Origin of the sequence: Microbacterium arborescens, assembly GCF_030369635.1 — a bacterium.
Taxonomy (GTDB): Bacteria; Actinomycetota; Actinomycetes; order Actinomycetales; family Microbacteriaceae; genus Microbacterium.
The window spans coordinates 1,222,950-1,236,584 of the sequence record NZ_CP128474.1 but is presented as its reverse complement, the minus strand read 5'-3'; the positions used below and the strand labels follow the sequence as shown (position 1 = coordinate 1,236,584).

Genomic DNA, 13,635 nt, shown 5'->3' with positions numbered 1-13,635 from the left:
GCGCACATGCGCGTCACTGGGTCACGGGGAGCAGCGGCGTCTGCGAGTCGGACGGCATGATCCGGTAGTGCTTGAGCACCTGGGTCATGGCCTTCTGGAACGCCGGCCGGTTGGCTGCAGACAGACGCAGGGTCTTCGGCTCGTCGAACGCCGTCAGGACAACATACTTCGGATCGTCGGCCGGCGCGTAGCCCACCAGCGACGTGTAATAGAGGTTGTCCTTGTACGCGCCGGTGTTCGGATCGACCTTCTGAGCGGTGCCCGTCTTACCCGCCATGCGGTAGCCCGGGATCGCGATGTCATCGGCGAGCGTGCCCTGCGCGAAGACGTTCTCGAGCATCTCGCTGACCTGGCTGGCGGTGCTCTCCTTGATGACGCGCACCGGCTCGGGCAGGTCGGGCTCGGTCACGGTACCGTCGGCCGCGGTGCAGGACTCGACGAGGCTCAGCGGCTCGCGCACACCGCCGTTCGCGATGGTCTGGTAGACCGATGCCACCTGCGGGGCGGTCACGGTGAAGGCCTGGCCGAACGTGGTCGTGTAGTACGTCTGGTTGTCCCACTGGTCGGTCGGGATGTAGGTGCCCTTGGGCTCCCCCGACCAGTTGAGCGCCGTGCCCTCGCCGACACCGAACTTCTTGAGGTACTCGAGCCGGGTCTCGGGATCGACCTGCGTGCCGAACTGCGACAACGCGACGTTCGACGAGGTGACGAGCCCGCCGGTGAGGGTCAGGTTCTGCGCCTCGTGGTGCTCGGAGTCGTTGACGACGGCGCCGTTGGGGAACTCCATCCGATCCGGCGACCACGCGGTCGACAGCGGCGTGAGTCCCGCCGCCTCGATGGCGGTCGCCGCCGTGACGGGCTTGAAGGTCGATCCCGGCTCGTACGAGTCGCGGAACAGCCGGCTGCCGCGATCGGCCGGGTCGGATGCCGCGATGTCGTTCAGATCGACGCTGGGGTACTCAGCCGCTGCCCGGATCTTTCCCGTGGCGACCTCCACGACGAGGATCGAGCCGCTCTCGGCCCCGAGGTTCTGGGTCTGCTCGGCGATCAGCTGCTGCATGTACCACTGCAGATCGCGATCGATCGTCAGGCGCAGCGTTCCGCCGTTGACGGGCGCGGGATCTTCGATCTCCGTCCCGGGGATCACGACGCCATCGAGCCCCCGCATGTACCGGACCGTGCCGTCGCTGCTCTGCAGGCACGAGTTCTGCAGCGACTCCATCCCCTCGAGCGGGGTCTCGTCCGAACCGACGAATCCGATGACGTTGCCCGCGACGGCCCCGTCGGGATAGGTCCGATGCGGGTGGGGGTCGAAGCCCACGAACGGGAGCTTGAGATCGGCGAGGGCGCGGTACTGCGCCGTCGATATCCCACGCTCGAGATAGGCGAATCGCGACTCGGGATCAGCAGCGACGGCGGTCGTGACGATGCCCTCGACCTCGGCGGCATCCTGCCCGGTCACGGCGGCGATCTCGGTCGCCAGCTCGGGCCACGTGACGGTGACGGTCTGACCGTCGTCGTTCTTGCGCTTGATCCCGTTCGCGGCGAGCTTCGGGTCGATCTTCGCATCGTAGACGGAGGTCGTCGTCGCGAGCGGTGCCCCGTTGGTGTCGGTGATGTCGCCGCGCGTCCCGAAGAGTTCCGTCCCGGCCTCCATCGCCAGGTTTCGGGCGTCCGTCTGGTGCTCGTCGGCGTTGACGACCTGGATGTCGACGAGCCGGACGATGAAGGCGACGAGGACGATGAGGACGACGAGGAGTGCGACGACCGTACGGCGGCGCGGACTGCGGGTGGCTCGTGTCGTCATGGTTCTCAGTGTGTGCTCGGGGCGGGCAATCCGTCGGCGATGGGCGGGGGTGTCGCACGATCGGCACCGACCAGCTCGTCGGTGCTCGTGCCGGACGCGAGACTCGCGTCGGGATCGGTGACCAGCGGCACGCCGGCGACGAGGGAGTTCGCGACGGCGGCTCGGCCCAGGGCGTCGACGTTCGAGTGCGAGCCGGCAGCGCTGGCGGCGCCCAGCACGGCTCCGTCGCTGAGCCGCAGGTAGCTCGGCGACTCCGCGATCACCATGCCCAGCGCGGTGGCGTTCGCCGCGAGGTACTGGGGAGAGGCGAGCCCCGCGAGATCGTCCTGGATGATCTGCTTCTGCCAGGTGAGCTGGCGCTGCTGCTGCGAGAGCGAGGAGATCTCGTACGAGGTCTGGGTCGTGAGGATCGACAGCCCCATCTGCACCGCCCCGATGAGCACCGCCCCGGACACGGCGATGACGCCGTAGAGCATGCGCGGGCGGCGGCGACGGGCGGCGCCCGTGACCAGGCGCAGATCGCGCTGGCGTTCCCGCTCCCCCTCGCGCGGCAGGCGGCCGGGAACGCTCGCGAAGAAGTCGTCACCGAGCGGCGATGGGATGCGGGCGGTGTTGTCGGCAGTCACGAGGCCTCCCTCATCCGTTCCGCCGCACGCAGCCGGACCGGCGTCGCGCGGGGATTGCGTTCACGTTCTTCCTCGGACGCCAGTTCCGCGCCGCGCACCAGCAGCCGGAACCGCGGCGCGTGTTCGGGGAGCTCGACGGGCAGGCCGCTCGGCGCGGTCGAGGACGAGGCCTCGGCCAGCACGCGCTTGACCGCGCGGTCTTCGAGCGACTGGTACGACATGACGACGATGCGCCCGCCGACGGCCAGCGCATCGAGCGCGGCGGGCAGAGCGCGTTCGAGCACGGCGAGCTCGGCGTTGACTTCGATGCGCAGCGCCTGGAAGACGCGCTTCGCGGGATGCCCCGAACGATCGCGCTGGACGGCCATCGGGGTCGCGGCGATGAGGACATCGACGAGCTCGCCGGAACGGGTCAGCGGAGCTCGGCCGCGCGCTTCGATGATCGCCCGCGCATACCGCCCGGCCAGCTTCTCCTCGCCGTAGCGCTCGAAGATGCGGCGCAGGTTGCCCTCGCTGTAGGTCGCGAGGATCTCCGCCGCGGTCGTACCCGCCGTCTGGTCCATCCGCATGTCGAGGGGCGCGTCCTGCGCGTATGCGAATCCGCGGTCGGCCTCGTCGAGCTGCAGCGACGACACGCCCAGGTCGAAGAGGATGCCGTCGACACGGCGGATGCCGAGCGAGTCGAGGGCCTCGCGGATGCCGTCGTAGACGGTGTGCACGAGGTCGACGCGATCGCCGAACCGTGCCAGCCGCTCTCCCGCGATGCGCAGAGCGTCGGTGTCACGGTCGAGGCCGACCAGCCGCACGTCGGGGAACTTCTCGAGCAGAGCCTCCGAGTGACCGCCCATGCCTTCGGTCGCGTCGACGACGACGGCGCCCTCGCGCTGGAGCGCGGGAGCGAGCAGCTCGACGCAGCGGTCGAGCAGAACGGGGGTGTGGATGTCGTCGTTCGTCATGGTCATGGAGGGACGGGGCCCGGAGCCGTGATCCCCCTCCGCTGCGACCTGACACCGGGGAAGTGCGTCAGGGCCAGCGGCTGAGGATCACGGCCACGGGGTCAGAAGAGTCCCGGGATCACCTCCTGCTCCATGTCGGAGTACGCGTCTTCGTTGCCGGCGGCGTAGGCGTTCCAGGCATCGGCGTCCCAGATCTCGGCGTGTGCGCCGACGCCGGTCATGACCAGCTCTCGGCCGAGACCGGCATAGGTGCGCAGGTGCGGCGGCACCGTGATGCGGTTCTGGCTGTCGGGCTTCTCCGCGCTCGCGCCCGAGAGGAACATGCGCTGGAAGTCGCGCGCCTGCTTGTTCGTCAGGGGCGCTTCGCGGATCCGCTCGTAGACGCGCTCGAACTCGACCGTGCTGAAGACGTAGAGGCACCGCTCCTGGCCGCGCGTGACGACGACACCAGGGCCGAGGTCGTCGCGGAATTTGGCGGGGAGGATGACGCGGCCCTTCTCGTCGAGCTTGGGGGTGTGCGTGCCGAGAAGCATGGTGCTCCACCACCCCCTCCCGGCCCGTCGGTGCGCACCACTTTACTCCACTTTCCTCCACTTCACTATGGCAGGCGCGCCCGTTCCTCCCCCGAGGCACAAAAAAGAGCACCGACCCGGAGGTCGGTGCTCTGAAAGTGAGGTGGCTGACGTCAGCGTTCGCCGTTGCGGCGGTCCCATCGGTCGTTCATCCGGTCCATGAAACTCGAGGAGCGGGCGGTCGGCTTGCGGGTGCCGGCCGTGGCCGCCGGCCGGCTCGCGGCGGCGTTCCGAGAGGGGGTCAGCGCCAGCACGACACCCCCGACCATCACGAGGAAGGCGACGACGCCGATCGCGATGATGCTGCTCGAGACGCCGGCGATCAGACCGCCGAGACCGAGGAGGACGAGGACCGCACCGTAGACGATGTTGCGGTAGCTGAGGGACTGACCTTCGCGCGGAGCACTGACGACGTCTGCTTCATTGCGCATGAGATGGCGTTCCATCTCGTCGAGCAGCCGCTGCTCCTGTTCTGACAGTGGCATGCATCCCCCTCTGTTCGGGTACCGGTGCGCCCGATTCTACGCGCGCTGATGAGAACTAGGCTAGGCCCGTGACGAGCTCCGCCGACCCGATCTCGACCGTTTCCCAGCGACTGGAAAGATTCGCGTTGGATCGGCGGGCCGAGGTCGCCGATCTCGGGGCTGAAGCGGCCGATTTCGTCGACCGCGCCCTCACCGCCGTCGCCGGCGGCAAAAGGCTGCGCGCCCGCTTCCTGTCGGCAGGACACGCGGCGGCCGGCGCCCCGTCCGGCGACGCCGACATCGCCGGCGTCGCCGCGTCGCTCGAGATCTTCCACGCCGCTGCACTGGTGCACGACGACCTCGTCGACAACTCCGACACCCGGCGGGGCCGCCCCGCCGCGCATCGGGCTCTCGAAGAAGCGCACCGTCGATCGGGCTGGCTGGGCGATGCCGACGCCTTCGGACGCGCCGCGGCGATCCTGCTCGGCGACCTGCTCATCGCCTGGAGCGATGACCTCCTCGAAGACGCCCTCGACGGGCACCCGCGCGCGGCCGATGTGCGCCGCCAGTACGCGACGATGCGCCGCGACGTGACCGTCGGGCAGTACCTCGATGTCGCGGAGGAAGCCGCGTGGGCGACGGCACCCGACGGGGAACACGCCGCGCGCGCCCTCCGCGTCGCGTCGTACAAGTCGGCCCGCTACAGCGTGCAGCAGCCGCTGCTGATCGGCGCCGCGCTCGGCGGCGCCACCGCGGCTCAGCGCGAGACCCTCGCAGACTTCGGTCACGCCGTCGGGCTCGCCTTCCAGCTGCGAGACGACGTGCTCGGCGTCTTCGGCGACTCTTCGGTGACGGGCAAGCCGTCCGGAGACGACCTTCGCGAGGGCAAGCGCACGGTCCTCATCGCTTATGCCCGTGAGGCGATGGACGACGCCGGCCGGTCCGACCTCGATGCCGCGCTCGGCGACCGGACCCTCGATGAGGCGACCATCGCTCGGCTGCAGAAGGTCATCCGAGAAAGCGGCGCCGTCGAGCGCCTCGAAGGCGAGATCGATCGCCTCTCTACGGCCGCGGACACGGCACTCGAGAACGCCCCGATCGGGGCTGCCGAGGTGGCCCTCCTGCGCGAGATCGCCGACGCCGCCATCCGACGCTCCGCCTGAGTCGACGGCTTCCGCCTCCGCTGACGGGCGCTGCGTCAGGCGAGAGTCTGAGCGACCCGTCGGACCTCCGCCTTGCGCCCCGCACGCAGAGCCGCGATCGGAGCCGCTCCGATCGATTCCTCGATCGCGAACAGCCAGTCAATCGCCTCGTCATCCGAGAACCCGACGTCGTGCAGCACGGTGATGGTGCCGCGCAGCGACGAGAGCGGTGCACCGTCGAGGAAGAACGCCTCGGGAATGCGGAACGTGCCGTCGCGGCGCGACCCGATGAGGTGATTCTCATCCAGCAGCCGGCGGACGCGGCTGAGCGTCTCACCCGTGAGGTCGACCACATCGGGCAGCGTCAGCCAGGACAGGGGAACGACGGGGTAATCGGCAGTGCTCACCCCTTCACTATGTCACTTCCACTCGGCGTCGCGGCTCCCGCGTCCGGCTCATTTCACACGAGTCACAGCAGTCACATCGGTTGACACCTCTCACAGCCGCGTGTCAGCGTTTCCGAGACCTCCGAGAAGGGACCCTCCGTGCGCCGCGACTCGATCTCTCCCCCGCACCCACCGCGACCCCGCCTGCGCGGCATGGTCGCGCCCGCCGTCGTGGGCTCGATCGCGCTGAGCCTGACGGCGCAGCCCGCCGCCGCCACCCCCACGGTCGAGACGGCCCATCGGGATGGCGCGCCCGGGGCGACGTTGCGTTCGGCTGTGCCCGGTGCCGCCTCCGCGCGTCCGCTCGCGGCTCGACCGGCCGAGCACACGGTCGTGCTCGGCGACACGATCAGCCGGATCGCATCCGCCTATGGGCTCCGTACGGTCGACCTCCTCGCATGGAACGGTCTGGACTGGTCATCCGTCATCCGTCCCGGAGACCGGATCCGGCTGAGCGCCGAGGCGGGCGCGTCCGCCGCGGTCGCTCCCGCCCCGCAGGTCGCGCCCGCCGGAACCACCCACACCGTCTCGACCGGCGAAACGCCCTGGTCGATCGCTCAGGCCCACGGCATCGGGGTCGGCGCCCTGCTCGCCGCGAACGGGCTCGGGGACGGAGCGGTGATCTTCCCCGGCCAGACCCTCGCGGTCCCCTCGGCCGCCGGCGCGACGGCGATGCCCGCCCCCGCGGCCGTCTCTCAGGCGACCCCGATCGCCGCCGCGACTCACACCGTGGCCGCCGGCGACACGCTGTCGGCGATCGCCGCCGCGAACGGCCTGGGCCTGGACGCCCTGCTCGCCGCGAACGGGCTCGACCGCTCGTCGATCATCTACCCGGGACAAGCGCTCGTGATACCAGGCGCCGCGGCGACTCCGGCTGTCGCGACGTCCGCGCTGGTCGACCTCGGCCTCGACGCGGAGCAGATCGAGAACGCCCGACTCATCATCCAGGTCGGTCGGGAACGCGGCGTCCCCGACCGCGGCATCGCCATCGCTCTGGCGACGGCGATGGTCGAGTCGTGGATCCGCAACCTCGACTGGGGTGACCGCGACTCGCTCGGACTCTTCCAACAGCGCCCGAGCACCGGATGGGGCACTCCCGACCAGGTCCGCGACCCCTCGCGGTCGATCGCGACCTTCTACGGCGGCGCCGCCGACCCCAACGGCACCGCAACCCGCGGGCTGCTCGACATCCCGGGCTGGGAGAACCTCCCGTTCACCGACGCCGCGCAAGCCGTGCAGATCTCCGCTTACCCCGATCGGTACGGCGAGTGGGAGCAGCAGGCTTACCGCTGGCTCGCAGTGCTCGGCTGACCCCGAAAGCGCTGGGAAGCCCATGTCACCGGTGCCCGAGGGTGAGCCGTTGCCCGGGCTCGCAGCATCCGCTCCGTAGAATCGCTCCGTGAGCATGAGCCAGCAGACCGACCCGCTGATCGGCCGACTGGTCGACCAGCGGTATCGCGTCCGCGCTCGCATCGCCCGCGGCGGCATGGCGACGGTGTACGTCGCGACCGACCTCAGACTCGAGCGCCGCGTCGCTCTCAAGGTCATGCACGGGCACCTCTCCGACGACTCCGTGTTCCAGAGCCGCTTCATCCAGGAAGCCCGCTCCGCAGCGCGGCTCGCCGACCCCCACGTCGTCAACGTGTTCGACCAGGGCCAGGACGGCGAGATGGCCTACCTGGTGATGGAGTATCTGCCGGGCATCACGCTGCGCGAGCTGCTGCGCGAGCAGAAGCGCCTGACCATCCCGCAGACGATCACGATCATGGACGCGATCCTCTCCGGTCTCGCCGCCGCGCACCGGGCGGGGATCGTCCATCGCGACGTCAAGCCCGAGAACGTGCTGCTGGCCGAGGACGGGCGCATCAAGATCGGCGACTTCGGCCTCGCCCGCGCGACGACCGCGAACACCGCGACAGGTCAGATGCTCCTCGGCACCATCGCCTACCTCGCTCCCGAACTGGTCACCCGAGGCACCGCCGACGCGCGCAGCGACATCTACGCCCTCGGCATCATGCTCTACGAGATGCTCGCGGGCGAACAGCCCTACAAGGGCGAGCAGCCGATGCAGATCGCCTACCAGCATGCGACCGACTCGGTGCCGCGACCGAGCGCGAAGAACCCCGGAGTGCCCGAGCAGCTCGACGAGCTGGTGCTGTGGGCGACCGAGCGCGAGCCCGACGAGCGTCCCCTCGACGCCCGGGTCATGCTCGACCGGCTGCGCGAGATCGAGCGCGAGCTGGGTGTCTTCCCGCAGGTGGTGCGCACAGCACCGTCCGGCGCCCCGGCGGTCGTCATCGACGATGACGGCGAGGGCTCGGGCGAGCTCACCAAGGTGATGCCCGGCACGTTCACCGCGCCGCCGGTGACCACCGATGTCGACAACGCGACACGACTGCGGCGACTCGCCCGACGCAATCGCGCGAAGGGCGCCTGGCTCGTCACGATCGTCCTCCTGCTGGCGGCTCTCGCCGGCGGGACGGGGTGGTGGTTCGGATCGGGTCCCGGCTCGCTGGTCGCCGTTCCGGACGTGCGCGGCGAGACGTTCGCCGAGGCTCAGGCCGCGATCGCAGCCCAGGGGCTGCTGGCCGAGGAGTCCGGCGAGAACAGCCTCGACGTCGCTACGGGTCTCACCATCCGCACCGACCCCGCCCCGGGCACCCGGCTCGATCGCGAGGCGACCGTGACCGTGGTCATCTCGCGCGGACCGGCCGAAGTGTCGATTCCCGCCCTCTCGGGTCAGACCGAACAGGCGGCGCGCGAGATCCTGCGGCAGAACATCGTGGCCGTGTCCGACGACCCGGAGGCGGAATTCGATCCGGATGTCGCCGAGGGCACCGTCATCCGCGCGTCCGGCACCCCGGCCGGGGGCGGCGACGCCATCGACTGCTCGAACGGCTGCACGCTCCGCCAGGGCGACTCGGCGGCCCTGCTGGTCTCGCGCGGCGCCGTGCCCGATGTCTCGGGCCAGAGCGTCAACCGCGCGACCGCCATGCTCACCGACGTCGGCCTCGAGGTCTCGAGTGACACCCGCAGCGAGGCGAGCGAGCGCATCGCCAAGGGCGACGTGATCGGCATCGCAGACCGCGGCGAGGAGGGCAACTGGCGGCCGGGCGAGACCGTGACCCTCATCGTCTCGAGCGGTCCCCCGCTGTTCGAGGTGCCGAGCGTCGTCGGGCAGACCCGCGATGCGGCCGCGCAGACGCTGCGCGACGCGGGCTTCGACGTCAGCTTCTCGGCCCTGTGGAACATCTGGCCCGACGGATTGACCAAGGTCACCGCGCAGGATCCCACCGGCGGGAGCAAGCACGTGCGCGGCACCACCATCACCCTGCAGATCACCGCCACCGGCTGAGCCTGCCCGGTCTTCCGGGCCCGACGAGTGCGAGAGCGCACGAATGCACGGTCAGCAGCCTCCTGCACCCTGCGAATACGCGTCCTCGCCGACCTCCGAGCGGTTCAGGCGAGAGCGCGACGGATGCGGGCGGCCAGCGCCCGCGCGTCGTCGTCGAGGTCGGCCGCTCCGACGAGGATGACGCGGTACCCGGCATCCTCGAGCAGCTGCACACGCGTGAGATCGTCGAGCCATCGGCGTCGTGACGCGCGATGCTCGTCGCCCTGGTACTCGAGGAGCAGCCGGTGCTCGGGCCATCCCATGTCGGCGTGCCTCACGCCCGCAGCCGTGCGAACCGCGACCTGCACCCGCGGTTCGGGGATTCCCGCGTCGATGAGCGCGACGCGCAGGATCGATTCCTGGGGTGAATCCACGGGCGATCGGGCGCGCTCCAACGCAGTGCGCAACGACCGGGCTCCGCGCGCACTTCCCCGATCGACCACAGCCGTCTCGAGTTCAGCGCGCGTCGCGAGAGGACGCGTGCGGCCCCGCTCGCCGCGTCGTCCGCTGAGGAGGTAGTCGGCTGTCGCGACGAGCCACCGGTGACCGAGGGGCTGCGGACCGGCAGCGAGCCGACACCAGGCCTCGGTCGGTGTGATCACGGGCAGGCCCTCGACGTCCCGGCGTTCGAGAACGAGGCTCGTCCGCGATCCCAGAACACCGGGGCGCCGCATCGCCGCTCCGCCGCCGGCCGTGATCACCTCGAGCATCGGCGGACCGGAGACCCAGGGCAACGGCATCCCCCATAGCGCCGCGGCCGTTCGGCCGGAGAAGAGTTGCGTCGGCCCCAGCGCGGGCAGGATCAGGCGGCAGCGCCCGAGGATGTCGTCGGCGCCGATGGCGTCGAATGCGGCGTAGACACCATGGTGCGGATGCCGCAGATCGGCGGCCCGCAGCCTGCCGCGGCTCACGCCGAACGCGCGCGCCTCGTCCGTGGTGAATGCCTGTGCGGTGACGGGTCGTGGCAGAGGAGCGCGGCGGTTCACCCGCCCACATTCCCCCCGGAACCCTCATCGGCCCGGCCTATCCACACCTCGAGACAGCGAGAGCGCACATCTGCACGGTGGGGAGACCCCGTAACCGTGCGGATGTGCGCTCTCGCGCGATGCTGAAGCGCCGAGGCTCAGCGCTTCTCGAGCTCCTCGGCGACCAGGAAGGCGAGCTCGAGGCTCTGCATGTGGTTCAGTCTCGGGTCGCACAGGCTCTCGTAGCGCGTGGCCAGTGTCGCCTCGTCGATCATCTCGGAGCCGCCGAGGCACTCGGTGACGTCGTCACCGGTGAGCTCGACGTGGATGCCGCCGGGGAAGGTGCCGACCGCGCGGTGCGCTTCGAAGAACCCGCGGACCTCGTCGACGACGTCGTCGAAGCGACGCGTCTTGTAGCCGGTCGGCGTCGTGATGCCGTTGCCGTGCATGGGATCGGTGACCCACAGCGGCGTCGCGCCGGAGTCCTTCACGGCCTCGAGCAGCGGCGGCAGCGCGTCGCGGATCTTGCCCGCACCCATACGCGTGATGAAGGTGAGACGACCCGGCTCGCGCTCGGGGTCGAGCTTGTCGATCAGCGCCAGCGCGGTGTCGGTCGACGTCGTGGGGCCGAGCTTCACGCCGATCGGGTTGCGGATCTTCGAGAAGTAGTCGACGTGGGCGCCATCGAGCTCGCGGGTGCGCTCGCCGATCCAGAGGAAGTGCGACGACGTGTTGTACGGGGTGTTCGTCCGCGAGTCGATGCGCGTCATCGGACGCTCGTAGTCCATCAGCAGGCCCTCGTGGCCCGTGTAGAACTCCACGCCGCGCAGCTCGTCGAAGTTGGCGCCGGCCGCTTCCATGAACTTGATGGCGCGGTCGATCTCGCCCGCGAGTCCCTCGTAGCGCGCGTTGGCCGGGTTCGACGCGAAGCCCTTGTTCCACGAGTGCACCTCGCGCAGGTCGGCGAACCCACCCTGCGTGAACGCGCGGATGAGATTCAGTGTCGACGCAGCCGTGTGGTAGCCCTTGAGCAGCCGTGCGGGGTCGGGCTGGCGCGAGGCCGCCGTGAAGTCGTAGCCGTTGACGATGTCGCCGCGGTAGGCGGGCAGCGTGACATCGCCGCGCGTCTCGGTGTCGCTCGAGCGCGGCTTGGCGAACTGGCCGGCCATGCGCCCCATCTTCACGACGGGCATCGAGGCGCCATAGGTCAACACGACCGCCATCTGCAGCACGGTCTTGATGCGGTTGCGGATCTTCTCCGCGGTCGCGCCGGCGAACGTCTCGGCGCAGTCACCGCCCTGCAGCAGGAAGGCTTCTCCGGATGCCGCGCGCGCGAGGCGCTCGCGGAGGATGTCCACCTCTCCGGCGAAGACGAGGGGCGGAAGCGTCGCGATCTCAGCCGACACCGCAGCGACGGCGTCGGGGTCGTTCCACGCCGGCTGCTGCTTGATGGGAAGATCGCGCCACGAGTCGAGTGAATCCAGCGTAGGCACGCGCCAAGTCTAATGCTCGGCCGACACCGCGCCGGTCGTGTGACGCTCAGGCCTGCTGCTGCGCCGCACGCTCCTTGACCGACGAGGCGTAGACGTCTTCGTACTCCTGCTCGCCCAGACGCTGCAGCGCGACCATGATCTCGTCGGTCACCGAGCGCAGCACGTAGCGATCCCCTTCCATCCCCTGGAAGCGCGAGAAATCGAGCGGCTCGCCGATGACCATTCCCACGCGCCCAACGCGGGGGATGCTGCGCCCGATGGGCATGACCGCGTCGGTGTCGACCATCACCACGGGGATGACCGGCACACGGGCCTCCAGCGCCATGCGCGCCAGCCCCGTGCGCCCGCGGTAGAGCTTGCCGTCGGGACTGCGTGTGCCCTCGGGGTAGATCCCGAGCAGGTCACCGCGGCCGAGGACCTGCAGTCCGGTGTTGAGCGAGGCCTCGGATGCCTTGCCCCCGGTCCGATCGATCGCGATCTGACCGGTCGCCTTCATGAACACCCGGGTCGCCCAGCCTTTGAGGCCCGTACCCGTGAAGTAGTCGCTCTTGGCGAGGAACGACATGGGCCGGTCGATCATGAGCGGCAGGAAGATCGAGTCGCTCACCGACAGGTGGTTGCTGGCGAAGATCGCCGCGCCGGTCGCGGGCACGTTCCGCCGACCGACGATCCAGGGCCGGAAGATCGCCTTCACCACGGGTCCGATGAAGATGTACTTCATCAGCCAGTAGAACACCGGTCACCGCCCCCCGGCGAGATCGGCCACGCCGATCAAGCCGGCATCGTTGCCGAGGGTGGCGATGGCGAAATCGGCGGGCGCGGCGTTCTCGCCGCCCGGAAGGGCTGCGCGATAGGCCGCCCGGACCGGCGCGAGCAACGTCTCACCCAGCTGCGCGACGCCGCCGCCGATGACGAAGATCTCGGGGTCGAGCGTGGCCTGGAATCCGCCCGTGGTCTCTCCCAGAGCCGTCGCGACCCGGTGGAGCGCCTCGAGCGCGCCCGGGTCGTCCGCGAGGATCAGCCGGGAGATCGCGTCGCCGGGGATCGAGCCCTGCTCGTCGCGCACCTGAGCAAGCCCGGAGCCGAGCCCGGGATCGTCGGCGATGGCGATCGCCTCGCGCTGCAGCGCTCGTCCCGACGCGTACTGCTCGAGGCATCCCTGCAGTCCGCAGCCGCACCGGCGTCCGCCGCGCTCGAAGCGCACGTGACCCAGCTCGCCCGCCGCCCCGCGACCGCCGATGAGGAGCTGCCCGTCGATGATGACCGCTCCCCCGACGCCGGTGCCGAGGGTGAGCATGACCATGTTCGAGCTGCCGCGACCGGCGCCGAAGCGGTACTCGGCCCAGCCGGCGGCGTTCGCGTCGTTCTCGAGCACGACGGCGACGCCGACACGCGCTTCGAGCTCGGCGCGCAGCGGATGCTCGACCCAGTCGATGTTGGGCGCGTGCCGCATGATCGACCGCGTGCGGTCGAGGAAGCCGGCGGCGGCGACACCGACGGCGGTCACCTCGTGGGATGCCCGGAAGTGCCGCACCATGTCGGCGACGGCGTCGGCCAGCGCGTCGGTGTCGGCGGGGGTGTCGACGCGGATGCGGTCGACGATCGTCCCGTCGGCGGAGACGACACCTCCGGCGATCTTGGTTCCGCCGATGTCGATGCCGATGTTGAGCACGCGTGGTCCTTTCCGTCGGCCGACCGGCGGCGACCCGGAAAGTCTAATGGGGCGCCGTGTCCTGGCGCGGGCTCGGCGACCGGGTGACAGATAGAGTG

Annotated in this window: 13 protein-coding genes; 3 read left to right on the top strand and 10 right to left on the bottom strand. The window is 70.2% G+C overall.

Going from position 1 to position 13,635, the window contains the following annotated elements:
- Positions 1–13: 13 nt before the first annotated feature.
- The 5 genes from QUC20_RS05820 to QUC20_RS05800 all read right to left on the bottom strand — a co-directional run bounded on the left by QUC20_RS05820 (position 14) and on the right by QUC20_RS05800 (position 4,446).
- Positions 14–1,807, bottom strand: coding sequence for a peptidoglycan D,D-transpeptidase FtsI family protein (locus QUC20_RS05820; RefSeq protein WP_120262979.1), 1,794 nt, complete (start codon positions 1,805–1,807; stop codon positions 14–16).
- Positions 1,808–1,812: 5 nt separating this feature from the next.
- Positions 1,813–2,433, bottom strand: a complete 621-nt coding sequence (ftsL, locus tag QUC20_RS05815) for a cell division protein FtsL (protein ID WP_120262980.1) — start codon at positions 2,431–2,433, stop codon at positions 1,813–1,815.
- Positions 2,430–3,389, bottom strand: a complete 960-nt coding sequence (rsmH, locus tag QUC20_RS05810) for a 16S rRNA (cytosine(1402)-N(4))-methyltransferase RsmH (RefSeq protein WP_289331478.1) — start codon at positions 3,387–3,389, stop codon at positions 2,430–2,432. The genes ftsL and rsmH overlap by 4 nt, the downstream gene beginning before the upstream one ends.
- 101 nt (positions 3,390–3,490) lie before the next feature.
- On the bottom strand, positions 3,491–3,922 hold the full coding sequence (gene mraZ, locus QUC20_RS05805; RefSeq protein ID WP_023951570.1) for a division/cell wall cluster transcriptional repressor MraZ: 432 nt from the start codon (positions 3,920–3,922) through the stop codon (positions 3,491–3,493).
- 152 nt (positions 3,923–4,074) lie between these two features.
- Positions 4,075–4,446: an SCO2097 family morphological protein gene (locus tag QUC20_RS05800; RefSeq protein ID WP_120262982.1), complete on the bottom strand. Its 372-nt coding sequence runs from the start codon at positions 4,444–4,446 to the stop codon at positions 4,075–4,077.
- Between the two features lie 68 nt (positions 4,447–4,514).
- Between QUC20_RS05800 and QUC20_RS05795 the strand changes: the two genes are divergently transcribed.
- Positions 4,515–5,588, top strand: coding sequence for a polyprenyl synthetase family protein (locus tag QUC20_RS05795; protein WP_289331227.1), 1,074 nt, complete (start codon positions 4,515–4,517; stop codon positions 5,586–5,588).
- Positions 5,589–5,623: 35 nt separating this feature from the next.
- Here QUC20_RS05795 and QUC20_RS05790 read toward each other — a convergent pair whose 3' ends face one another.
- Positions 5,624–5,974, bottom strand: coding sequence for an Rv2175c family DNA-binding protein (locus QUC20_RS05790; RefSeq protein WP_120262984.1), 351 nt, complete (start codon positions 5,972–5,974; stop codon positions 5,624–5,626).
- A gap of 138 nt (positions 5,975–6,112) precedes the next feature.
- On the opposite strand from QUC20_RS05790, the gene QUC20_RS05785 reads away from it, so the two are divergent.
- Both QUC20_RS05785 and pknB read left to right on the top strand, forming a co-directional pair.
- Positions 6,113–7,324 carry a LysM peptidoglycan-binding domain-containing protein gene (locus QUC20_RS05785; protein ID WP_289331226.1) on the top strand — a complete coding sequence of 404 codons (1,212 nt, stop codon included), beginning with the start codon at positions 6,113–6,115 and terminating at the stop codon, positions 7,322–7,324.
- Between the two features lie 88 nt (positions 7,325–7,412).
- Entirely contained in the window at positions 7,413–9,368 is a 1,956-nt protein-coding gene (gene pknB, locus QUC20_RS05780) for a Stk1 family PASTA domain-containing Ser/Thr kinase (protein WP_289331225.1), read from the top strand.
- A gap of 104 nt (positions 9,369–9,472) precedes the next feature.
- On the opposite strand, the gene QUC20_RS05775 is transcribed toward pknB, so the two are convergent.
- From QUC20_RS05775 to QUC20_RS05760, 4 genes are all read right to left on the bottom strand, one after another.
- Entirely contained in the window at positions 9,473–10,393 is a 921-nt protein-coding gene (locus QUC20_RS05775; protein WP_289331224.1) for a putative endonuclease domain-containing protein, read from the bottom strand.
- A 137-nt stretch (positions 10,394–10,530) separates the two neighbouring features.
- A complete protein-coding gene (locus QUC20_RS05770) occupies positions 10,531–11,865 on the bottom strand; it encodes a class II 3-deoxy-7-phosphoheptulonate synthase (protein ID WP_112613926.1) in 1,335 nt (444 codons plus the stop codon).
- A 46-nt stretch (positions 11,866–11,911) separates the two neighbouring features.
- Complete coding sequence (locus tag QUC20_RS05765; RefSeq protein WP_289331223.1) at positions 11,912–12,601, bottom strand: lysophospholipid acyltransferase family protein; 690 nt, start codon at positions 12,599–12,601, stop codon at positions 11,912–11,914.
- Between the two features lie 3 nt (positions 12,602–12,604).
- The gene (locus QUC20_RS05760; RefSeq protein WP_289331222.1) at positions 12,605–13,537 is read right to left on the bottom strand and encodes an ROK family protein; all 933 of its coding nucleotides are present in this window, start codon (positions 13,535–13,537) and stop codon (positions 12,605–12,607) included.
- Positions 13,538–13,635 lie beyond the last annotated feature (98 nt).

Coding starts and splice junctions, on each gene's coding strand:
- mraZ (WP_023951570.1), bottom strand. CDS start 3,922: ATGCTTCTCGGCACGCACACCCCCAAGCTCGACGAGAAGGGCCGCGTC.
- QUC20_RS05800 (WP_120262982.1), bottom strand. CDS start 4,446: ATGCCACTGTCAGAACAGGAGCAGCGGCTGCTCGACGAGATGGAACGC.
- QUC20_RS05820 (WP_120262979.1), bottom strand. CDS start 1,807: ATGACGACACGAGCCACCCGCAGTCCGCGCCGCCGTACGGTCGTCGCA.
- rsmH (WP_289331478.1), bottom strand. CDS start 3,389: ATGACGAACGACGACATCCACACCCCCGTTCTGCTCGACCGCTGCGTC.